23 protein-coding genes are annotated in these 19,603 nt (G+C 44.7%); 11 read left to right on the forward strand and 12 right to left on the reverse strand.

What is annotated here, in order from left to right; translation table 11 throughout:
- The first annotated feature begins 33 nt into the window (after positions 1-33).
- The 3 genes from CLV27_RS07440 to glnA all read left to right on the forward strand — a co-directional run bounded on the left by CLV27_RS07440 (position 34) and on the right by glnA (position 2,354).
- Positions 34-429, forward strand: coding sequence for a Fur family transcriptional regulator (locus tag CLV27_RS07440; protein WP_132527396.1), 396 nt, complete (start codon positions 34-36; stop codon positions 427-429).
- Positions 430-577: 148 nt separating this feature from the next.
- Positions 578-916, forward strand: coding sequence for a P-II family nitrogen regulator (locus CLV27_RS07445; RefSeq protein ID WP_132527399.1), 339 nt, complete (start codon positions 578-580; stop codon positions 914-916).
- A gap of 19 nt (positions 917-935) precedes the next feature.
- Complete coding sequence (glnA, locus tag CLV27_RS07450) at positions 936-2,354, forward strand: type I glutamate--ammonia ligase (RefSeq protein WP_132527401.1); 1,419 nt, start codon at positions 936-938, stop codon at positions 2,352-2,354.
- 32 nt (positions 2,355-2,386) lie between these two features.
- Here the strand turns inward: glnA and CLV27_RS07455 are convergent, their stop codons facing one another.
- From CLV27_RS07455 to CLV27_RS07495, 9 genes are all read right to left on the reverse strand, one after another.
- Complete coding sequence (locus CLV27_RS07455; protein WP_132527403.1) at positions 2,387-4,195, reverse strand: putative bifunctional diguanylate cyclase/phosphodiesterase; 1,809 nt, start codon at positions 4,193-4,195, stop codon at positions 2,387-2,389.
- Between the two features lie 61 nt (positions 4,196-4,256).
- A complete protein-coding gene (lysA, locus tag CLV27_RS07460; protein WP_132527405.1) occupies positions 4,257-5,513 on the reverse strand; it encodes a diaminopimelate decarboxylase in 1,257 nt (418 codons plus the stop codon).
- A gap of 43 nt (positions 5,514-5,556) precedes the next feature.
- Positions 5,557-6,399: an energy transducer TonB gene (locus tag CLV27_RS07465; RefSeq protein ID WP_132527407.1), complete on the reverse strand. Its 843-nt coding sequence runs from the start codon at positions 6,397-6,399 to the stop codon at positions 5,557-5,559.
- 12 nt (positions 6,400-6,411) lie between these two features.
- The gene (locus CLV27_RS07470; protein WP_132527409.1) at positions 6,412-7,275 is read right to left on the reverse strand and encodes a prephenate dehydrogenase; all 864 of its coding nucleotides are present in this window, start codon (positions 7,273-7,275) and stop codon (positions 6,412-6,414) included.
- A gap of 3 nt (positions 7,276-7,278) precedes the next feature.
- The gene (locus CLV27_RS07475; protein ID WP_132527411.1) at positions 7,279-7,860 is read right to left on the reverse strand and encodes a class II aldolase/adducin family protein; all 582 of its coding nucleotides are present in this window, start codon (positions 7,858-7,860) and stop codon (positions 7,279-7,281) included.
- Between the two features lie 92 nt (positions 7,861-7,952).
- Positions 7,953-8,924 carry a c-type heme family protein gene (locus CLV27_RS07480; RefSeq protein WP_132527413.1) on the reverse strand — a complete coding sequence of 324 codons (972 nt, stop codon included), beginning with the start codon at positions 8,922-8,924 and terminating at the stop codon, positions 7,953-7,955.
- Positions 8,914-9,813 (reverse strand): DUF4388 domain-containing protein, encoded by a 900-nt coding sequence (locus CLV27_RS07485; protein WP_132527415.1) that lies wholly within the window; start codon positions 9,811-9,813, stop codon positions 8,914-8,916. Before CLV27_RS07485 ends, CLV27_RS07480 begins: the two co-directional genes overlap by 11 nt.
- A gap of 112 nt (positions 9,814-9,925) precedes the next feature.
- Positions 9,926-10,117, reverse strand: a complete 192-nt coding sequence (locus CLV27_RS07490; RefSeq protein WP_132527417.1) for a twin-arginine translocase TatA/TatE family subunit — start codon at positions 10,115-10,117, stop codon at positions 9,926-9,928.
- Between the two features lie 79 nt (positions 10,118-10,196).
- On the reverse strand, positions 10,197-10,352 hold the full coding sequence (locus CLV27_RS07495; RefSeq protein WP_132527419.1) for an FmdB family zinc ribbon protein: 156 nt from the start codon (positions 10,350-10,352) through the stop codon (positions 10,197-10,199).
- Between the two features lie 60 nt (positions 10,353-10,412).
- On the opposite strand from CLV27_RS07495, the gene CLV27_RS07500 reads away from it, so the two are divergent.
- The 8 genes from CLV27_RS07500 to ilvD are packed head-to-tail and all read left to right on the forward strand — an operon-like array spanning position 10,413 to position 17,607.
- Entirely contained in the window at positions 10,413-12,722 is a 2,310-nt protein-coding gene (locus CLV27_RS07500; protein WP_132527421.1) for a DEAD/DEAH box helicase, read from the forward strand.
- Entirely contained in the window at positions 12,685-13,281 is a 597-nt protein-coding gene (locus CLV27_RS07505; protein WP_243644913.1) for a hypothetical protein, read from the forward strand. Before CLV27_RS07500 ends, CLV27_RS07505 begins: the two co-directional genes overlap by 38 nt.
- Positions 13,282-14,043, forward strand: a complete 762-nt coding sequence (locus CLV27_RS07510) for a prepilin peptidase (protein ID WP_132527425.1) — start codon at positions 13,282-13,284, stop codon at positions 14,041-14,043.
- Positions 14,040-14,690 carry a hypothetical protein gene (locus CLV27_RS07515; RefSeq protein WP_132527427.1) on the forward strand — a complete coding sequence of 217 codons (651 nt, stop codon included), beginning with the start codon at positions 14,040-14,042 and terminating at the stop codon, positions 14,688-14,690. Before CLV27_RS07510 ends, CLV27_RS07515 begins: the two co-directional genes overlap by 4 nt.
- Positions 14,691-14,697: 7 nt before the next feature.
- A complete protein-coding gene (gene tsaB, locus CLV27_RS07520; protein ID WP_132527429.1) occupies positions 14,698-15,309 on the forward strand; it encodes a tRNA (adenosine(37)-N6)-threonylcarbamoyltransferase complex dimerization subunit type 1 TsaB in 612 nt (203 codons plus the stop codon).
- Complete coding sequence (gene rimI, locus CLV27_RS07525; RefSeq protein WP_132527431.1) at positions 15,281-15,718, forward strand: ribosomal protein S18-alanine N-acetyltransferase; 438 nt, start codon at positions 15,281-15,283, stop codon at positions 15,716-15,718. Before tsaB ends, rimI begins: the two co-directional genes overlap by 29 nt.
- A gap of 10 nt (positions 15,719-15,728) precedes the next feature.
- On the forward strand, positions 15,729-15,965 hold the full coding sequence (locus CLV27_RS07530) for an HP1242/YdcH family protein (RefSeq protein WP_132527433.1): 237 nt from the start codon (positions 15,729-15,731) through the stop codon (positions 15,963-15,965).
- Positions 15,955-17,607 carry a dihydroxy-acid dehydratase gene (gene ilvD, locus CLV27_RS07535; RefSeq protein ID WP_132527435.1) on the forward strand — a complete coding sequence of 551 codons (1,653 nt, stop codon included), beginning with the start codon at positions 15,955-15,957 and terminating at the stop codon, positions 17,605-17,607. The genes CLV27_RS07530 and ilvD overlap by 11 nt, the downstream gene beginning before the upstream one ends.
- A gap of 30 nt (positions 17,608-17,637) precedes the next feature.
- On the opposite strand, the gene CLV27_RS07540 is transcribed toward ilvD, so the two are convergent.
- The 3 genes from CLV27_RS07540 to CLV27_RS07550 all read right to left on the reverse strand — a co-directional run bounded on the left by CLV27_RS07540 (position 17,638) and on the right by CLV27_RS07550 (position 19,478).
- Positions 17,638-18,372: a segregation and condensation protein A gene (locus CLV27_RS07540; RefSeq protein ID WP_132527437.1), complete on the reverse strand. Its 735-nt coding sequence runs from the start codon at positions 18,370-18,372 to the stop codon at positions 17,638-17,640.
- A gap of 9 nt (positions 18,373-18,381) precedes the next feature.
- Positions 18,382-18,786, reverse strand: coding sequence for a CBS domain-containing protein (locus CLV27_RS07545; RefSeq protein ID WP_132527439.1), 405 nt, complete (start codon positions 18,784-18,786; stop codon positions 18,382-18,384).
- 62 nt (positions 18,787-18,848) lie between these two features.
- Positions 18,849-19,478 carry a DUF2155 domain-containing protein gene (locus CLV27_RS07550; protein ID WP_132527441.1) on the reverse strand — a complete coding sequence of 210 codons (630 nt, stop codon included), beginning with the start codon at positions 19,476-19,478 and terminating at the stop codon, positions 18,849-18,851.
- Between the last annotated feature and the right edge of the window lie 125 nt (positions 19,479-19,603).

Consider the following 19,603-nt stretch of genomic DNA (forward strand, 5'->3'; position numbering starts at 1 on the left):
AATCATTATGCTTAAAATTCCCGGAGGTATGTTTTGGCTACGGTAGAGAAAAAGAAAAAAAGGAACACGAGACAGAAAGCAGTTGTGTTTCAAGTTGTAAGGGACTCAAACGACCATCCGACAGCAGAAGTTATTTACGAGAGGGCCAAGAAGGAGCTTCCCACCATTAGCCTTGGAACGGTCTACAGGGTTCTTAAAGAACTCGTTTCTGAGGGAAAAATAAAGGAGATAGTTGTAAACAAACAATCTCACTTTGACAGAAGAACGGACTTTCACCACCACTTTATATGTAGAAAATGTGGAAAGATAGAGGATGTAGATACTCCACTTTGTAGGTACACCTGTAAGAAGGTGGAACAGAAAGGCTACATTGTAGAGGAAATAGAGTACAAGTTCTACGGCCTCTGCAATAAGTGTGCTGAAAAGTAGTGCAGTAGGATTAGGAATTTGCACCAAAATTGTGCGCTCTATTTCCCTGTCTTTACTGTAAATCCTTGTAAAAACGAAGAAATCTCCTTGAAAGGTAGTTGGCACGCTTTTTGTTAAAATAGCTGGTAACTTTCGCTGGGGGTTGAGAATGAAGAAGATAGAAGCAATTATTAAGCCTTTTAAGCTTGAAGAAGTGAAAGATGCTCTTACAGAGATTGGCGTTCAGGGATTGACCGTTTCTGAAGTTAAAGGTTTTGGTAGGCAGAAAGGTCATACGGAGCTCTACAGAGGAGCAGAGTACGTTGTTGACTTTATCCCGAAAATTAAAATTGAAGTAGTTGTTCCTGACGATATAGCAGAGAAAGTGGTAGAGACAATCGTTAACGCTGCAAGAACGGGAAGAATCGGGGACGGTAAAGTCTTCATAATACCTGTAGAGGACGCTGTAAGGATAAGAACCGGTGAGAGGGGAGAAAATGCAATTTAAGATAGAAAGGAGGGAGCCCATGAGACCCAAAAATGCTAAAGAGGTCGTAGAGCTTATCCAGAGGGAGGGTATTAAGTTCGTAGACCTCAGGTTTACCGACATGTTCGGTACTTGGCATCACATTACCTTCCCGGCTCACGAGATTTCTGAGGAGAGCTTTGAGCAGGGACTCTTCTTTGACGGTTCCTCAATCCGTCAGTGGCAGCCTATCAACGCAAGTGACATGATGTTTAAGCTTGACCCAACGACTGCTACAATTGACCCCCTTTCTGAGGTTCCAACTCTTGTAGTTATTGCCGACATCGTTGACCCTGTTACAAAGGAGCCATACCACAAGGATCCAAGGAACATTGCTAAGAAGGCACTTGAGTACCTCAAGTCAACTGGAATCGGCGACACCGTTTACTGCGGTCCAGAGCCCGAGTTCTTCATCTTTGACGACGTTAAGTTTGACGTAGGAATGAACTTCGGTTTCTACGAAGTTGACAGCGCTGAGGGTATCTGGAGAACAGGAGCCGACGAGAACCCCAACCTTGGTCACAAGCTTAAAGTAAAAGGTGGATACTTCCCAACACCACCATCTGACCAGCTTGACCATATCAGAAAGATTATGGCCATGAAGATGGAGGAGGCAGGACTTGTAATTGAGTGCCTCCACCACGAAGTTGCGACAGGTGGACAGTGTGAGATAGACTTTAGGTTTGGAAACCTCGTTGAAGCTGCAGACAACGTTCAGTGGCTCAAGTACATCGTTAAGAACGTTGCCAAGATGTTCGGAAAAACTGCTACCTTCATGCCAAAGCCCCTTTACGGCGACAACGGAAGCGGTATGCATACCCATATGTCTATCTGGAAGAACGGAGAGAACCTCTTCCACGGAGACAGCTATGCCGGACTTTCCGAGACTGCTCTCTACTTCATAGGTGGAATCATCAAGCACGCAAAGGCTGTTTGTGCTTTCACTAACCCAACCGTTAACTCCTACAAGAGACTTGTTCCCGGATATGAGGCACCTGTAAACCTCTGTTACTCTGCAAGGAACAGGTCTGCATCTATCAGGGTTCCCGTTGTTACATCTCCTAAGGCTAAAAGGATTGAGGTTAGATTCCCAGACTCTTCCGGAGCTCCATACCTTGCATTTACAGCCCTCCTCATGGCAGGTCTTGACGGAATTGAGAACAAGATTCACCCCGGAGAGCCTGTTGATAAGAACCTCTACGACCTTCCACCAGAGGAGCTCAGGGACATTCCAACTGTTCCCGGTTCCCTTGCAGAAGCCCTTGACGCCCTTGAGAAGGACTACGAGTTCCTTACAAAGGGCGGCGTAATGACCGAACAGTTCCTTGAGGACTACATTGAGTACAAGCGTAAGGAAGAGGTAGACCCTGTAAGACTCAGACCAACTCCTATGGAGTTTATGCTCTACTTTGACGTTTAATGTCTGTTATATAGCCCCCTTTGGGGGGCTTTTTAAACCTCAAATCTCTTTTTTAAAAGTTTTCTAAACTCTTCTTCAGGAACAGCTGGAGAAAATAGAAATCCTTGTCCAAGAGAACAGCCTTCTCTTTTCAGAAATTCAAGTTGTTCCCTTTTCTCAATACCCTCCGCTACTGATGTCATATTGAGGAGCTCCGAAATTTCAAGGATAAACTTCACTATTTTTTTGTCCTCATCACTTTCGGGGAGATTCCTGACAAATGAAGTATCTATTTTTAACTCGTGGGCTTTAATGAGTTTTAGTCTTGAAAGTGAAGAGTAGCCAGTTCCGAAGTCGTCAATTGAAATCTTTACTCCATAGTTTACAAGCTCCTTTATAGTTTCAAAAACTTGTTTTAAGTTAATCGTAGCTTCACTTTCTGTTACTTCCAGTATTAATTTCTCCGGAGGAATTTCTGCTTTTTCAATTTCGTACTTTAATTTTGGAAGGAAGCGGGGGTCTAAGAGCTGTGATATTGAAATGTTAACGGCCATAGAAATGTTGTATCCTTCCTCTAATAGGTTTTTTAGAGTTCTTAGACTGGAAGAGAGTATCAGGTTACCTATATCAAACAGAAGACCGTAGCGTGTCATAACGGGAATTGCTTGAGCAGGAGGTACGGAGCATCTCATGAGCGCTTCAGCTCCTTTTATGTATCCTGTTTTTAAATCTACTTTCGGTTGGAAAAAGACGGTAATTCTATTGTTTTTTAGGTCGTCTTTTATTTGTTTTAGTATTTCCAGTATTTCTCCTGAAGTTTCTAACTCTCTTGAAAATATCAAGTATTCTGAACCACTTTCCTTTGCTGTGTTAAGAGCTACTTCTGCTTTCGTTAATACCGCATCTCCGTGTTCTGGATAGGAAGAAAAACCGAACTTAACGTTCAAAAAAATTTCACGTCCTGCGGCTTTAAACGGTTTTTCAAGAATTTTTTTGACCTTACTGACAATTGTTGATACTTCCTCACTTAGGTTTTTTTCGTTGTTCAGGCTTATTATGATGAACTTGTCTGAAATCATTCTGAATATCCAGTAACTGTCGGTGCGAAAACTTCTTTTTAGTCTATTGGCGAACATCCGAAGGATTTTGTCTCCGGTTTCTATGCCAAGTGAGTTGTTAATCACGTAGAATTTATCTATGTCCACTATTCCAACTATGAATTTTCTGCGTTGTTTCCTTAGGTTTTCAATGAACTCCAAAGCCTTCTTGAAGTTTGGAAGCCGAGTTATGGGGTCGTAGCTGTAGATGTCTCCCATCTTCTCTAAGAAATGTCTTTCTGCTGTGATGTCAAAAAAGAAGGCAACTCCTATTGGTTCGTCCTGTAGGCTGACTGATGTGGCGATTATCAGGAGTACCCGCTCGTTTCTTGAAGAAGTCTCTATTGGGCCTATCCACTTTAGGGTGAGCTGTTTTTCAGCGTAGTTTTTGTTCAGTAGTTTTTTCAGATTTTTTCCAATTTCTTTGGGAAAAACTTCTGAGATTGCATGGTTAGTAAATTTTTCCTTCTCTTTTTCTAATATTTTCTCTATAAAACCGTTTGAATATACGATTTCTTCTTTAAATATGAGAATACCAATGGGTATTTTGTCAGCAATATTGTTTAAGGTTGCCACCTCTGGTGGTAAGTGCTGGAGGATTTCACTTACAGGTACGCTGATTTCTATCCATAAGTTGTTGGGAGTTCGGAGCAGGAAGAGAAGCCTGTCGCCTTTTTTCCTGATGTAAAAGTCTCTGTCGGAAGGGGTTTCAATTTGTTCAGGTAAAACTTCTAAGGTTCTGAAAGAAATTTCACCCTGTTTCACGGCTTCCTCCGGCACTTGAGGTTGCTTTATTATAGTGCCAGAGGAAACCTAATACAACGTTTTAGAACTCTCTTGCTATTAGGTCAGCTAACGTTTCTCTCTGTCTTATGAGGCGCGGTTTTCCGTTTTCTACTAACACCTCCGCTGGTCTTGGCCGTGAGTTGTAGTTTGAGGCCATTGTAAAGCCGTAAGCCCCTGCGCTCAGGATTGCAATGATTTCTCCCTCTTCAAGTAGTGGGAGCTCCCTGTCTTTAGCAAGGATGTCGCCAGTCTCACAGATAGGACCAACAACGTCTGCTGTCTTTGTTGGAGATACTTTTAAAGTAGCGGGAATAATGTGGTGGTACGCACCGTAGAGGGATGGCCTTGCAAGGTCGTTCATTCCGGCATCAACGATGTAGAAGAGCTTGTTTTCCCTCTCTTTCTTATAGATTATCCTTGTTAGTAGGACGCCGGCGTTTCCGGAGATTCTCCTTCCCGGCTCTAATATGAGTTTACAGCCAAGCTCTTTAACTATTGGGACTATCTGTTTGGCAAGCTCTGTAGCTGGGATGGGAGGCTCTGCTGGATTGTAGTTAATTCCAAGGCCTCCGCCTGCATCAAAGAACTCTATTTCTATTCCGAGGGAGTGGAGCTCCTTTACCAAGTTAGCAACTTTTACTGCGGCTTCTTTGAAAACGGAAGGTTCTGTTATTTGAGAGCCTATGTGGAAGTGAATACCGATAGGATTTAGCCACTTAAGTTCTCTTGCCTTCCTGTAAAGGTCAACGGCTTCTTCAAGGGTAACGCCAAACTTGCTTTCCTTTAGTCCCGTTGAGATGTATGGGTGGGTTTTCGGGTCAACTTCCGGATTAACTCTAAAAGCTATAGGGGCTACTTTGCCGAGATTCTCTGCTACCCTGTTTATCGTGTAGAGCTCTGACTCTGATTCAACGTTAAACATAAGAATCCCTTTTTCAAGGGCGTACTCTATCTCATCGGGGCGTTTTCCTACACCGGCAAAGACTATCTTCTTGGGGTCAATGCCTGCGTTTAGAGCTCTGAATATCTCTCCTACAGAAACTGTATCGGCTCCAGCTCCAAGCTCTTTTAGGACCTTAAGGACGTGAACGTTTGAACAGGACTTGACGGCAAAACAGGTTATGTGGGGGAGCTCCTTAAAAGCTCCGTCAAACTCAGAGAACCAGTACTCTAAGGCCTTTCTGCTATAGACGTAAAGGGGAGTTCCAAACTCTTCTGCGAGTTTTTCTGCCTTTACGCCTTCTATTTCAAGAATCCCATTTTGGTAATAGATGTGTGGATATATCTCCTCTACCATTTCCTTCTCCTAAAGGGGGTACTGCTTGCGAAATTCTACAAAATCATTTGAGGGTGTAACGGATTGGGATTTCTACAGAAAACTCTCTTTTATCGTACTCAGGGGGTAAGGGAGGAAACTGACACTTTTTCATTAACTTTACAGCAGCCCTATCAAGGATTTTACTTCCGCTGGAAGATGTAACCCTTACTTCCCTTAGTTTTCCGCTTCTATCTAAGGTTATTCTTACTTTTACAACACCTTCAATTCCCATTCTTCTTGCTATTGGCGGGTAGAACTTTCTCCTTTCAATCTCTGCAACGAGCATTGATATGTACTTTTCCCTGTTGAATTCCTTCTTAACGGCATGTGAGGTACGGGAGCTCCTTTTAACTGAGGGCTTTTCTCTCTCTTTCTCACCTTCTATTGGAGACTCTTGGTGTGGAGATTTTTGTAATTTTCTTTTTTCCTCTGTTTTTTGAGTACCTTTAGGTGGCTTTTCTGGAGTATTACTCTGGATGTTCTTGGGGGAGGTTGGTTCTTTTAGAGCCTCTTTCGTAGTTTTTGTAGTTTTTGTTTCTTTTTGAGGGACGTTACTCTTTTTCTGTTTTGTTTCCTTTGTTCTTTTGGGCTTTTCTGGAGGTCTTAGAGATTTCTGGGTTTTTTGAAGAGTTGGATGAGATGGTTTTGTTCTTTTCCTTTGAATCTTTACTCTTTTTTGCTGTTCTTGTTTTCTTTCTGTTCCTTTTTTCTCTTTTTCTTCTCTCTTTTCTTCAAGGAAACTTAGGGTTACGCTGTTTTCTTGATTTACGGGAGCTCTGTAGCTTTCCTGCTGGAAAAGGAAGGAGAGAACAAAAAGATGGAGAGTTAAGGATAGGACAGCAGATAGGATTAAGCTTTTGTTCATCGTACTTTTGGCTTACTTTACCGAGCGCCGTTTTTCCCTTGCCTTCTCAAAGAAGCTCTTAAGGCCGTTTCCATCTGACTTTTCTATAAGCTTTTCCACTTTCTCTATTGACTCCCTGAAAGTTTTTAGGGCGCTTAGGAGGTTTTCCCTATTTTCAATACAGATGTCCCTCCACATAACAGGGTCACTCATCGCTATCCTTGTAAAGTCCCTGAAACCTCCCCCCGTAAGCTGGAAAAGGTTGGTGGAGAGCTCCTTAGATAGTTTATCTATGGCGTCAACGATAGAGTAGGCGACAACGTGGGGTAGGTGACTAACTGCGGCAAAGACTCTGTCGTGGTGGTAAGGGTCCATTACGACTATCTCTGAGCCGAGATTCCTCCAGAGGTTGGCTATTTTTTCCATAGCTTCTCTGTCTGTGTTCTCTGTAGGGGTAATGATGAACTTTGCGCCTTCAAAGAGATTCTCTACAACGTTTTCAACGCCGGACTTCTCCGTACCCGCTATAGGGTGGCCTCCAACAAAGGGAGCGATACCTTTTAGGATTTCCTCACACCTATAGACCAAGTGTCCCTTTACGCTCCCAAGGTCTGAGACTATCGCCCTGTTTGATATGAAAGGCTTTATCTGCTTAAGAACCTCCTCGTAAACGCCAACTGGAGTAGACAGGACTATGAGGTCTGCGCTTTCGGCTATGGAGTGCTTTATGCTACCTGAGTCTATGACTTCAAGCTCAATGCCTTTCTCTATAGCTTCTGGGTTAATGTCAACAGCAGTTATTTTCCCCGGGAAGCCTCTTAGTTTGAGGTTTAATGCGAATGAACCTCCAATGAGTCCAAGGCCTACGATACATATCTCTTTAAAGTTCCACTCCAAGGCTTAACTCCTTTTGTTTAGAGCTCTAAAGATAGAGAGTATTTTACAGGAGTTTTCAAGAGCTGAGAGGTACTTCAAGGCTTCCTCAGGTGTCCTGCCAATGGTGAAGGGACCGTGCGACTTAATGATAGCTGCGGGAGAGGTCTTTAGGAGTTCCGGTATTTTCTTAGCAACCTCATCTGAAGACACAACCTCTTGGGCAGAAAGTACAGGAACTTCTCCAAGTAGCAGTTTCCCTTCTGAGTCAATGGGAACGATAGAGTCAAAAAGTAAGGAGCAAGCTACGGTGTAGGGAGAATGGGCGTGGAGGATGGCTTTTACTTCCGGAAGTTCTCTGTATATGGCCCTGTGAACCTTTAGCTCTATGGATGCAAAACGGTCAAGTTCCTCGTTCTCTTCAAGGGTTGTGACTACGAAATCTTCTGGAGTAAGGTATCCGAGCATTTTCCCAGATTTCTTTATTACTATGTAGTTGCCACACCTTATACTGATGTTTCCTCCGTGGCTGTCTGTCAATCCGGCCTCAAAGACTATTCTTCCTATTTTCACGAGTTCTAACCTTTCTTTGAAGAACGGTAGTGGCAACGCTAACCTCCGCTGTCTTTTGATGGGGGTATTTTATGAAATAAAAAAGGCCGCCCGAAGGCGGCCCACCTGTTTACAGTGCAGTTGAGGAGTTACTTCTTCTTCCTGAGTCTTTCCATTGCTATCTGGATACTTGCCCTCAGCCTGTCAATAGCAATTGCAAGTTTTGTAATCTCATCAGCTACTTCATCTTCCTTAAGACCTCTTACTCCAAGGTCAATGTCAAGTTTACCCAAGCTAATATCGTGGGCAGCTTTCGTAATATTTTCAATCGGTTTAATGATTTCATTCTTAGCGAAGAACCAGAAGACTAAGAACGCCAGAAGGAGAGCTCCAATGTTCCACATATCAACAAGGGATATGGCTGTAGCTATAATGCTTGGAGGTACTATTGTTACGCTTATTATACCTCTAAGGTCACCTTCTTTATAGTTGATGGCTCTGTCAACGTTATCACCGTATTTAGCCCTCATAGCTTTAAGTAGAGCTGGGTCAATTTGTTCAGGGCTGCCGTGACATTTGAGGCATCCTTTCTTGACCCTAATAGCCTTGGCGAACCTGAACTTGTTTCCGTCCCAGCTCCAGTATTCGTCCTTCTTTCTTTCTTTAATTTTCTTTATTGCTGTAGCTTCCCACTTGTCTGGCTTACTTTCAGGGGCCATGTATCTGTCGGAAACTACCCTAAAGGTCCATCCGTACTCTATCTTTGAGAGGTTGGAGAGCTCCCTTGTCGCAAGGGCTGGGTTGTGAAGGTAGAAGTGGGTTTCTCCAAAGTTTTTAAGGGCTTCTCCTGTTTTGTAAGCTTTTGCTGTACCTTCTTTTGTTTCAAATTCCATCAGGTAGCCAATTTCGGGTGTGTATTTATCCTTTGTCCAAATTCCACCAAAGCTTGCTGCCCACTTACGGAAAATCAGAATCTGTTGGGCGATACTTCTACCTTGGTTTATTAGGCTTACCTCGTAAGTTTTGTCAAGGATGTGAAGGAAAGAAATAGTTGAAAGTGCAACTACGACGAAGAAAACTATGAAGATTTTGTGAGTGATACTGAGGTTTTTAAGCTTCATCTCCTCCTCCTGTCAATATTCTCTTGAATTCTTCTCTCAGTCTATCCTTACAGCTTTCCCCTTCAACTAAGCAGGAGTCTGGTATCTTGTTGATAAGAGTATCTATAAAGTTGGGAACGACATCGGGAGTAAGCTGGGATATGTCAAGGTCCTCAAGTGTTTCATCTATTAGGAACTCTCCCATAGGTCCCATTGTAGCTGTCAATATTTCTCTTACCTGTTCTATTTTCTCTGGAGGAACCACTACAGTAGATACATCTACCCTTTCTTCTACGGAAGCTTCAGTTTCTTGACTTTGGGGTTTCTCGCTAACCTGAATAGCTTGTATCTCCAAAAGTCTTTCCACTTTTTTAACTCCCTCTCCAAAAGATGGACAGACGGAGAAAATCACGTCCCTGATGGTTTTGCCCTTTATAAATTCTACAAGAATCTTCCATTCAAGAGGGTCTAAGGTTATTTGGTCCTCAATTGAGGGAGCTAATGTCATGTAGGCGTTTTCTTTGAGAAGTTTTTGAACGTTTGGAGGAGTTTCGTCAACTTCCTTTGAGAATTCCATCATTACGTTCAGTGTATCCGCACTTCCGATAGCCTCTACGCTTACGGGTTTTTCTGTAAATACAAACCTTCCGTCGTCCCAGAAAGAGACGTAGTGTATTAGAAAGTTTGCAGCTTCATCCGTGCTTATTTCTCCTTTTTTTACTCTTTCCTTTAGCTTCCTGAGAACCGGAACACTTGAGTCAAAACTTATTATTCTGCCGTCCTGAAAGTAGATTGTTAAACTACCTTCTGAGCTCCTTAGGTTTACTTCTCCGCTCTTTTTACCAAGGCTGATTATTTGGAGAAGGTCTAAGACTTCAGTGATGGATTTAAATTCCCCTCTCAGCTCCATGACGTATTCCCCACGTTTGTAAGGTTTGAAATTCCTATAACAATACTACCATAAATTTTGTGTTCGTTAAATATCGGAAAATGTTTGAGTCCTTTTCCGTTGGGAGGATTGGTTATTTAATAACCTTGATGATGGGTTTTCCCTCCTTCCTCTCTTCCTTTTTTTCTGCTACCTCCTCTTCTTCCTCTAACCCTTTCTTAAATTCCTCTTTTGCCTGAAAGATAGCCTTAAAGAGGTTTATTACTTTGTCCCACCCGAAGATTATGCCTACAACAACCAGTAAAATTACAATCTTAGTTATCAACTTTTACCTCTAACTGTAATAGGTTGCTTGTGTCATTAATGATTATAGCAGAAGGGGCGAACCGCCCCGAAGGCTAACCTCAGCCAAAGGGAGAGCAGTAGTTGGCAATGTCAATTACCTCAACGTTTTCAGAGCCACAGTAGGGGCACTTTATCTCCATTAGTTGCAGGGGCGTGTAGATGGCCTCCTCAAACTCTGCACCACACTCCTTGCAGTTAAAGGTGTAGATTTGCATCCATACCTCCAAAAGTTGTAGATTTCTGCTAACTTAACAATTTAGGAGTTTTAACTCAAAATGAAAATAATCAAAATTTTAGAATCAAGCATCTTTGATGAAAGCGGTGGGCATGTGGAGCTCTTTGTTGATGGAGAGCTCAAGAGCGAGGAACTTGTAAACGTTGTTAGAGAAGGTCTCCCCTTTAAGTACACCTTTTTAAACCCGGTTCAGACGGTTTTCTACAGGTACTACTCTTCAGGGAACGCCCTTGTTTCCTCCTCTACCAGCTCAGGCAAAACCCTTGTTGCTCTCCTCTTCTCTATGAGGAACAGGGAGAGGGGGCGTTTTATCTACACAGCTCCCACCCGTTCGCTAATCAGGGAGAAGTTTAAGGAGTTTAGACCTTTCTTCTCTTCTGTTGGGATAAGAACGGGGGAGCTGATTGAGGAGCTTGACGAGGTGGTTCAGCCTGCAGTTGTCTGCACCTATGAGAGTTTGCTCTCTGCTGCGAGGAACAGGGCTAAGTGGTTTGAGGAGGCCGGCGCGGTAGTTATTGATGAAGTTCACGTGATTAGGGACCCTTTAAGGGGAGCAGGGATAGAGGAGATAGTGAGCTACTGCCTTGAGGAGGGAATTCCCCTTCTTGCCCTCTCTGCGACGATTCCGGGAGCCCTTGACCTTGCCAAGTGGATGGAGGCAGAGCTCCTCATAGAGTCTGAGTGGCGTCCCGTTCCCTTGGAGAGGAAGGTTTTTAACATGTCAAAGCTCTTGAGGAAGGTAAAGCTTACGGGGAGCTCCCCAGAGGAAAAAGTCGTTGCCCTCCTTGAGCACCTAAAGCCTTCTGGCAAGACGATAGTCTTTGTCCCGAGGAAAGACCTTGGATGGCAAGCGTTAAGGGTTGAAAATGCCCTCTACGGAAAAAGGGTAGTTAACGAGACTCTACCCTTTGGAGTTGAGGAGAAAGAAGGGGAAAAGGTTGCCTTCCACAACGCAGACGTTCCTCAAGCAGAGAGGGAAGCCATAGAGGACGAGTTTAAGGAGGGAGACCTTAACCGCCTTTACGCAACCCAGACCCTTGCCTACGGTGTTAACCTGCCTGCCGACAGCGTTGTAATTTTGGTTAGGGGGAGCTTTGACCGCTTTACCTACCGCTACAGGTTCTTCCCCGACCTCCTTACGGTTCTTCAGATGGAGGGGAGGGCAGGGCGCTTTGGACTTTCAGAGAAGGGCTACTCCTACATCGTTGTAACCGGTGCAAAGGAAGATGCCTTAGAGAAGGCCCTTGAGGAAGAGCTCAATATGCCCTTTGAGACAGCCCTCTCCTCTGGAATAGAGAATAGGAATGCCGTTTCCTGTCCCAACAGGAGAAAGTCCTTCTTAAGCCTTATGGTTCTTGGCCCCTTAATAAGGTACGGTAAGAGCTGGAGGGAAGCCGTTACGTCAATGTTTAGCCTCAAGAAAAATCCCCTCCTCATTAAAGAGGTTGAGGAGATAGTTTCTGAGCTTGAGGCTCTGGGATTTATAGATAGCGGGAAACCTACGCCACTTACCCGTATCCTCGTATCTTCCTTTGTGTCCCCTTTCTGCTTTTTGGAGTTTACAGAAAGGCTGGAGAGGGTGAGGGGAGCTCTTGGCGATGAAAGGACCCTCCTTTACTCCTTCGTCGTCCGTCCTCTCCTTCGGAAGGAGTTTTACCCCTCCGCTGTTGCCCTCTTTGCTGGGGAAGGCTTTTACAGGGAGGCCAAGAAGATTTCCTCCTTTTTGGAGGAGGTTACGGGAATTAAGGTGAAGGACAACTCAGAAGTCCTTGCCTTTTACGCCTCTGGTGGTTTCTTCCCCTGTAAGAACGTTGCAAGGCCACCGGGGGAGCTCTCAACCCTTCCTACGGAGAGCTCTCTCCTTGCACAACTCCTGTGTAAGCTCAACGTCTTTGACTTTGAGACTGTCCACAGGATAGCGATGATGGTAAGAAGTGGCATCCCTTACGAGTTTTCCCTCCTTGGCTCTATAGAGGGTCTTGGCTACATGAGGGGTAACGCTCTCGCCTTGGCAGGAAAGCTCATGAAGTTCCACAGTGAAGTGCCCCTGATTAACGCAATCAGGGAAGGAGACGCCTACACCCTTGAGGCCCTAAAAGAAGCTCTCTCCTATAGGTATGAGAGCCTCAGTAGCTTGGAGAGGGAGTTTAACGCAATTGTTAAGATAGTAGAAAAGATTAAATTTCCTCTGGGTAATTTGAAGCTTCTTCGTTTTCTGGCTTCCTTATTTGTTGGGAGACGGAAGGCTTTGGAGCTCTCAAAAGAAGAGGCACTGGAGGTGCTGTTTGAGAGCGTCAGGGGACAGGAAGAGAATGAAGGTAAGGATAGATGGGAAGCTACAGGAGGTTGAGCTCAGCAATACAGATATAGGTTCAACCTCTTCACTCCTAAGGCTCATAGAGTACCGTTACCTCTTTCCGGAGCGCTCAATAAAGTACGTTGAAAAGGACGGGGAAGTTCTCCACCCAACAAAGGTTGATGAGGTAAAGGACCTTTCTGAGATTAACATCGTCACAGAGCCCTCTATGAACATGGTGAGGAAGCAGATAGAGCTTGCCCTTGCAGCCCTTGACGCGATGATTGCTTCAATAGACAGAATAGTTAAGGACTGGGATACAAAGGGGGAGCTTGCAAAGCTTTACCTTCACAACCTCCTTGACTCCCTTGACTGGACGGTGAAGGTCGTTGAGACCGGCTCAAGGATACTGCCGATATATGACGGCATTGACGAGGCCATAGCGCGCCTTGAGGACACCGTCTTTAGGCTTGATGATCTTATGTACGAGGGAAGGGAAGAGGAAGCCCTTGAGGTTCTAAGAAGTGAGTTTCCAAAGGCCGTTGAGGAGTGGAGAGAGTTCTTGAGAGGGATGGTAAGATTTATAAAGAACGCTCCCGGAGAGATTCACTAAATGGAGTACCTTGTAGCCTTTATCTTTGGACTTCTCGTCGGTAGCTTTCTCAACGTCTGCATATACCGTATTCCCAAGGGAAAATCTATCGTATCTCCTCCCTCTTCCTGTCCCTCCTGTGGGGAAAGGATAAAGTGGTACGACAACATTCCCGTTATCAGTTACCTTCTGCTAAGGGGTAGGTGTAGGCACTGTGGGGAGAGGATATCTCTAAGGTATCCTGTGGTGGAACTCCTAACGGCTTTCTTAACCGTAGTAATCCTCTGGAAGTTTGGACTCTCTATTTCTGCTTTCTACTACCTGATTCTTACGTACGTCCTCATAGTAATCTCCTTTATAGACCTTGATACGATGCTCGTTCCCGTTAAGCTATGCTATTTTGCTATGCTTGCAGGGATTCTGTTCTCTCCCTTAGTTCTAGAGGTTAGCTTTAAGGACTCTGTCTTGGGAGCTTCCTTTGGGGCTGGTTTGATACTCTTTATCATAGAGACCTACGCCATTTTTACCGGTAAAGAGGGTATGGGATACGGAGACGCCAACATAATGGCCCTGATAGGGGCTTTTATCGGCTGGCAAAAGGTGCTTCTTGCACTCTTTATCGCCTCCTTTGTTGGAGCTCTCGTCGGCATCGGGTATATTCTCTTAAAGGGTAAAAACTTTCGTGTGGCAATACCTTTTGGACCATTCCTTTCAGTTGGAGGTTATGTAACTGTTATTTACGGCAATAAACTCCTTGAGTGGTACCTTGGAGGTCTTGGGTGATGTTTCTTAAGAGAGTAGAACACATGTTGACGAGGATAACGGAGTTCTTTCTTGTCGCTATAACAGTTTCTCTGCTCCTCATTTCCTTCATCCTTTTCGTTGAGTTTTTACTGATGTCCCCCAACCTTTTCCACTTAGAGGAAGTAATCTTTGCCGACCACATCAAGGACGCTACTAAGAGCCTTAAAGAGATTATCTCCCCGCTCCTTATGTTCGTTATTGTCGTTGAGCTGATTATCATGCTTATCAAACATCAGCCGAGGATTGTCTTTGACGTTCTACTCATAGCTATAGCAAGGGAAATTATCATTGCAGGTCACAACTTTAGGGATGTCCTCCTTGGGACGATTTCACTTCTCATTCTCTTCTTCATAAGGAAGTTCCTCACCCTTAAGAGCATTCCACCCGGAACTGCTGTTATTATTGACCCTTACATCACGATTGAATCCCTCAACGAGATGCTTGACGTTCACATACCCTTTGAGGAGGATAAGTACTTAGTTGACTTGATAGAAAGAATTGCTGAGGAGAGGGGGATAGTTCTCAAGAAGAGGAAGATGATTGACATTGCTAACGTCAAGATAGAGATACTTGACGTTGATGAGAGGGGTAAACCTGTCCTTGTAAGAGTAATGAAGACGGCGTGAGAGGAAGATGGTTACTGTTGCTGTTGACCTTTCTTTACCGGAAGGGAGCGTTGCAGTAGGAGTTAATGAAGAGCTCCTTTCAGTGGTTTCATGGAGTATTCCTAAGAAACACGCAGAGAGAGTTTTTGTTGAAATAGACAGATGTTTGGAGGCTACAAACCTTTCCAAAAGGGACGTAGAGAGAGTTATTGTTACTTCAGGTCCCGGCTCCTTTACAGGTGTTAGGCTCTCTGTAACGGTTGGAAAAGCCTTTAAGTGCTGTGGAGTTCCTGTTTTCTCCACTTCCACCCTTAAAGCTATGGTGGCCGGCTTTGAATCCCTTGGATTTCTGGTAGTTCCCGTTATTCCGGGAAGGAGAAAACGGTTCTATACCCTTATAGGGGAAGAGCTCCTTGATATAGGGGAGGAGGAGCTCCTTGAGCGCCTTGGGCGTCTTGGGGAGCCTTTAGTAGTTTACAGGGGGGAGATACCGCAGAGTATCTTCAAGAGGTTTAGGTGTCTTAAAGACTTAACTCCACTTGCTGCGAGGCTTTTAAGTGTTCCAGAGAGTCAGCTTGAGCCTTTAAGGTTCAACTACGTAAGAGACCACGATGCAAAACCTTCTTGTAAGAGAGTTTAGAGAAGAGGATTTGCCTGATATACTTAAAATAGAGAGAGAGTCTTTTAGCAATGCTTGGAGTAAAAAGAGCTTTTTAAAAGAAGCTGTTTTACCTTTTAGCCGTTTCATAGTTGCAGAGAGCTCAGGTAGGGTTGTCGGTTACCTGATAGCTTGGGTTGTGGGAAAGACCTGTGACGTTAACAGAATTGCTGTCCTGCCTGCTTTTAGAAGGAGAGGAGTTGGGAAGGAGCTCCTTAAAAAGCTCCTTGATATCCTTAGGGAGGAGGGGGTAGAGGAGGTTTTCTTAGAGGTGAGAAAGTCAAATATTCCGGCTATCAAGCTCTATGAAAGTTTTGGTTTTAAGAGAGTAGGTGTCAGGAAAGAGTATTACAGTGGAGAGGATGCCCTTTTACTCTTAAAAACCTTTTGAGGAGGGAAGTATGCTTAGGGACGAGAACCTGAAAGCACTTGCAAGAGAGAAGTTTCACCACTTTAAGACTCTTGAGAAGAAACATCAGGAGCTTGATGACATTATAGACAAGATGGAAAAGAGAGCTGTTCTCTCTCCCAAGGAGGAGTTAGAACTTGAAAGGTTAAAGAAGGAGAGGCTTCGCTTAAGGGATGAGATGATGTTACTTATGAAAAAGGCAAAGGAGGAAGCTGAGAATGAGAAGTGATGTCCTCAGGGAGTTTGAGAAGCTTCCTGCCAGAGCTCTCATGATGGCTACAGGCCTCCAGAGGAAGGACATTGATAAACCCCTTATAGGTATCATCTCAAGCTGGACCGACCTTGTTCCCGGCCACGCCGATATGTTCTCCCTTGAAAGGTTCATAGAGAGAGGTATAGCCGCTGCCGGAGGAACTCCCTTTGTTGTTCGCGTGCCTGCCGTCTGTGACGGTATTGCCATGGGACACGAGGGAATGAGGTTCTCCCTTCCGTTAAGGGAGCTGATTGCAGATGCCGTTGAGGATGTAGTTACTGCCCACCGTCTTGACGGAGTCGTCCTCCTTACGGCCTGCGACAAGATAACTCCCGGAATGCTCATGGGAGTTGCCCGCCTTAACATTCCTGCGATTGTCGTGACGGCAGGTCCTATGCTTGCAGGAAGGAGAGGTAAAGAGAGGCTTGACCTTGTAACCCACACCTTTGAGGCTATCGGAAGGTACAAGGCTGGGGAGCTCTCTTTGGAAGAGCTCTTAGAGCTTGAAGCTGCAGCGTGTCCCTCTTCCGGTTCCTGTCAGGGAATGTTTACGGCCAACACAATGGCCTGCTTGACAGAGGCCCTCGGACTGTCGCTTCCCTTCTGTGGAACTTCTCCTGCACCTCTGGCTGAGAAGAAGAGGATAGCCGAGGCTTCTGGAGAGAAGATTGTTGAGCTTGTTAAGAAGGGGATAAAGGCAAGGGATATTCTTACTCCTGCAGCTTTCAGGAACGCGATAAGGGTTGACCTTGCCCTTGGAGGTTCTACTAACACGGTTCTTCACCTTCCAGCAATTGCTCATGAGGCAGGCGTTCCCTTTGAGATAAAGCTCTTTGACGAGCTTTCACGCCAGACGCCCAAGATTTGCTCAATGAGGCCGGGGGGTAAGTACTTAATGGAGGACCTCCACTACGCCGGTGGAATTCCCGGAGTCTTAAAGAGGCTCTACGACAGCTTGGAGAGCAACCCTACCGTCCTTGGAGTTGACATAAAGCAGATAGCTGCCTCTGCGAGGATATGGGACGAGGACGTAATAAGGCCTGTAGATAACCCCTATAGCGCTGAAGGAGGCCTTGCAATCCTTTACGGTAACCTCGCACCTGAAGGAGCTGTCGTTAAGCAAGGGGCAGTTTCAGACAAGATGAAGGTCTTTACGGGAACGGCTAAGGTCTTTGACTGTGAAGAGGACGCAATGAAGGCCGTTATGAATGGCCAGATAAAGCCCGGTGACGTTATCGTTATCCGCTACGAAGGGCCAAAGGGTGGCCCCGGGATGAGGGAAATGCTCGCCGTTACGGCAGCCGTTATGGGAATGGGGCTTGGAGAGTCTGTTGCCCTCATTACAGATGGACGCTTCTCCGGTGGAACTCACGGCCCCTGTATAGGGCACATATCTCCTGAAGCTGCAGAAGGTGGCCCTATAGGGGTTGTGAAGGACGGAGACAAGATTCACATAAACATCCCTGAGAGAAAGCTTGAGCTTCTAATTTCTGAGGAAGAACTTCAGGAAAGACTCAAGAACTTTAAGCCTAAGCAGAAGGAAATTCGCTCAAAACTCCTCAGGAAGTACGCAAAACTCGTTACATCTGCTTCAAAGGGAGCTATTCAGGACGTTTAAGGACTTTAGGGCTGGTTCTTCCAGCCCTCTCTATTGTCCAACTATTACCTTTACCTCTCTTTTGGGAGAGAGCCTAAAGACTTTGGATATAAAAATTTCCTCCCCGTCTGTAAATGTAGAAATCTCCCCCAGTTTTGATAGTTCAAGGATTGCCAGAAAGTAGGTGATAATTTCTAACCTACAGGAACTTTTCCTGACGAGCTCAGAAAAGGGTACTAAGTACTTATCCTTCATTAAATGCCTAATTTCTTCCATCTTGTCGGGAATCTTAAAGGACTCTCCAGAAAGCTTTATACCTATTTTGATTTTTGTTGGTTGGTTTTTAAGGAGGATGTTCTGGAGAGCTCTCTGTAAATCCTCAGCTGTATTGGCGATTTTTACCTTATCCTGAAACTGGAAGATGAGCTCAGACGGGTCGTGGGGGTAGAACTTAAGGGCTTCGTCCTCTAACTTTTCAAGCTCCTTAGCAGCCTTTTTTGATTTTAAGTACTCCTCTATTATCTGTACGAGTTCCTTACGGGGGTCTTCACTATTCTCTCTTGGAATCAGGTACTCCGACTTTATCCTTGCAAGGGTTGCAGCCATAAGGAGAAACTCGGAGGCAAGAGGAATGTTGAGCTCCTGCATTGTGTAAATGTAGTTTAGGAACTCCTCAGTAATTTCGGCAATGGGAATATCGTAAATGCTCACTTCCCTCTTCTTTATCAGGTAGACCAGCAGGTCAAGGGGACCCTCAAAGGCTTCTGTTTCTACCCTTATGTTCATCTACTCTGACTAACCCCTTATTGCTGTGATGAGGTTTGCAAACTCTGTAGTTAGGAGTTCAAGGACGTCGTCAATAGAAATTAGCCCTACAAGCTTACCCTCTTTGTCAACAACTATCAACCTCCTGACAGCCGCATCGCGAAACGCTTTTGTAAGGTCAAAAAAGCTGGCGTCATCCCTTATGGTTATCGGGTCTTTTGTCATTACTTCTCTAACTTGGGTTGTAGGATCCTTACCGGCTCCAACTACCCTTATAGCAATGTCTCGGTCAGTAATAATGCCTGCGGGCTTGTCCCCGTCAAGAACGACGAGGCTACCTACCATTTTGTCTCTCATTCTTTGAGCGGCAAGCATTACGGTATCTTCTGGCTCTATTGTTACGACTTTCCGCTGGATAAGGTCTTTTACAGGCATGGTAACTCCCTCCGTGAGGTTCTTACTTCTTAATTTAAATTCACGGAGGGAGTTTTTAAACCTTAACCTTTCTGTATTTCTTTTAGGCGGAGTATGTACTTAGGATGGTTGATGTTGTACATAGCGGGGAATTTCTGGTAGATAGGACCTGCATAAATAACGTTTCCGTTTTCCTTTACTTCTACTAAGATTGCTGGGTTGTTTGGTTCGTTTGAGGCGGACGTGTAACCTTCGTCAAGGACTAAGTGAGGAACTATGTAGAGGACCTTTATCTCAAGGCCGTTGAACTTAATAGTAGCTCCCTTGACTACCTTCTCTTCTTTTACAACCTTACCTGTCGTTCTGTCAACAATATCAACCGTTGCATACTTCCAAGTCTTTTGAACCTCTTCCGGTATGTTAATTGGTTTGGTGAACTTTGTTAGGTTTTTACCGGAGTGGATAGCTGCAACGTCATGCTCTGCGTTTAGTGGAGGATGGTTAGGTGGCATCATGTCAATAGGCGGGTGTCCTTCTGGGAGTGTTTCTGCTGATGGATGGCTTTTACCTTCCTGTGCGAGTTCGGAAAGGGGTTTTGGAGCTTTATTCTCTACTTTTGTTTCCGTTTTCTGTGCCGTCTCTTCCTTTCCGCAGGAAACAAGAACTGTAGATGTTGCTATTAAGGCTGTAAGGAATGCCAGTCCTTTTCTCATTGTTCTCTCCTCATTTTTTATTTTGTTTCAAATTCTACCAAAACTGTTTCTTCCTTCTGACTTTTAAAGAAGTTCTATCTGAAAGAATTTTTTTATTGAGATTTTCTATACGCTTAATAATTTTT

Source organism: Phorcysia thermohydrogeniphila, from assembly GCF_004339575.1.
GTDB classification, from domain to species: Bacteria; Aquificota; Aquificia; order Desulfurobacteriales; family Desulfurobacteriaceae; genus Phorcysia; species Phorcysia thermohydrogeniphila.

Coding starts and splice junctions, on each gene's coding strand:
- CLV27_RS07445 (WP_132527399.1), top strand. CDS start 578: ATGAAGAAGATAGAAGCAATTATTAAGCCTTTTAAGCTTGAAGAAGTG.
- glnA (WP_132527401.1), top strand. CDS start 936: ATGAGACCCAAAAATGCTAAAGAGGTCGTAGAGCTTATCCAGAGGGAG.
- lysA (WP_132527405.1), bottom strand. CDS start 5,513: ATGGTAGAGGAGATATATCCACACATCTATTACCAAAATGGGATTCTT.
- CLV27_RS07465 (WP_132527407.1), bottom strand. CDS start 6,399: ATGAACAAAAGCTTAATCCTATCTGCTGTCCTATCCTTAACTCTCCAT.
- CLV27_RS07480 (WP_132527413.1), bottom strand. CDS start 8,924: ATGAAGCTTAAAAACCTCAGTATCACTCACAAAATCTTCATAGTTTTC.
- CLV27_RS07485 (WP_132527415.1), bottom strand. CDS start 9,813: ATGGAGCTGAGAGGGGAATTTAAATCCATCACTGAAGTCTTAGACCTT.
- CLV27_RS07495 (WP_132527419.1), bottom strand. CDS start 10,352: ATGCAAATCTACACCTTTAACTGCAAGGAGTGTGGTGCAGAGTTTGAG.
- CLV27_RS07500 (WP_132527421.1), top strand. CDS start 10,413: ATGAAAATAATCAAAATTTTAGAATCAAGCATCTTTGATGAAAGCGGT.
- CLV27_RS07505 (WP_243644913.1), top strand. CDS start 12,685: ATGAAGGTAAGGATAGATGGGAAGCTACAGGAGGTTGAGCTCAGCAAT.
- CLV27_RS07510 (WP_132527425.1), top strand. CDS start 13,282: ATGGAGTACCTTGTAGCCTTTATCTTTGGACTTCTCGTCGGTAGCTTT.
- tsaB (WP_132527429.1), top strand. CDS start 14,698: ATGGTTACTGTTGCTGTTGACCTTTCTTTACCGGAAGGGAGCGTTGCA.
- rimI (WP_132527431.1), top strand. CDS start 15,281: ATGCAAAACCTTCTTGTAAGAGAGTTTAGAGAAGAGGATTTGCCTGAT.
- CLV27_RS07530 (WP_132527433.1), top strand. CDS start 15,729: ATGCTTAGGGACGAGAACCTGAAAGCACTTGCAAGAGAGAAGTTTCAC.
- ilvD (WP_132527435.1), top strand. CDS start 15,955: ATGAGAAGTGATGTCCTCAGGGAGTTTGAGAAGCTTCCTGCCAGAGCT.
- CLV27_RS07540 (WP_132527437.1), bottom strand. CDS start 18,372: ATGAACATAAGGGTAGAAACAGAAGCCTTTGAGGGTCCCCTTGACCTG.
- CLV27_RS07545 (WP_132527439.1), bottom strand. CDS start 18,786: ATGCCTGTAAAAGACCTTATCCAGCGGAAAGTCGTAACAATAGAGCCA.
- CLV27_RS07550 (WP_132527441.1), bottom strand. CDS start 19,478: ATGAGAAAAGGACTGGCATTCCTTACAGCCTTAATAGCAACATCTACA.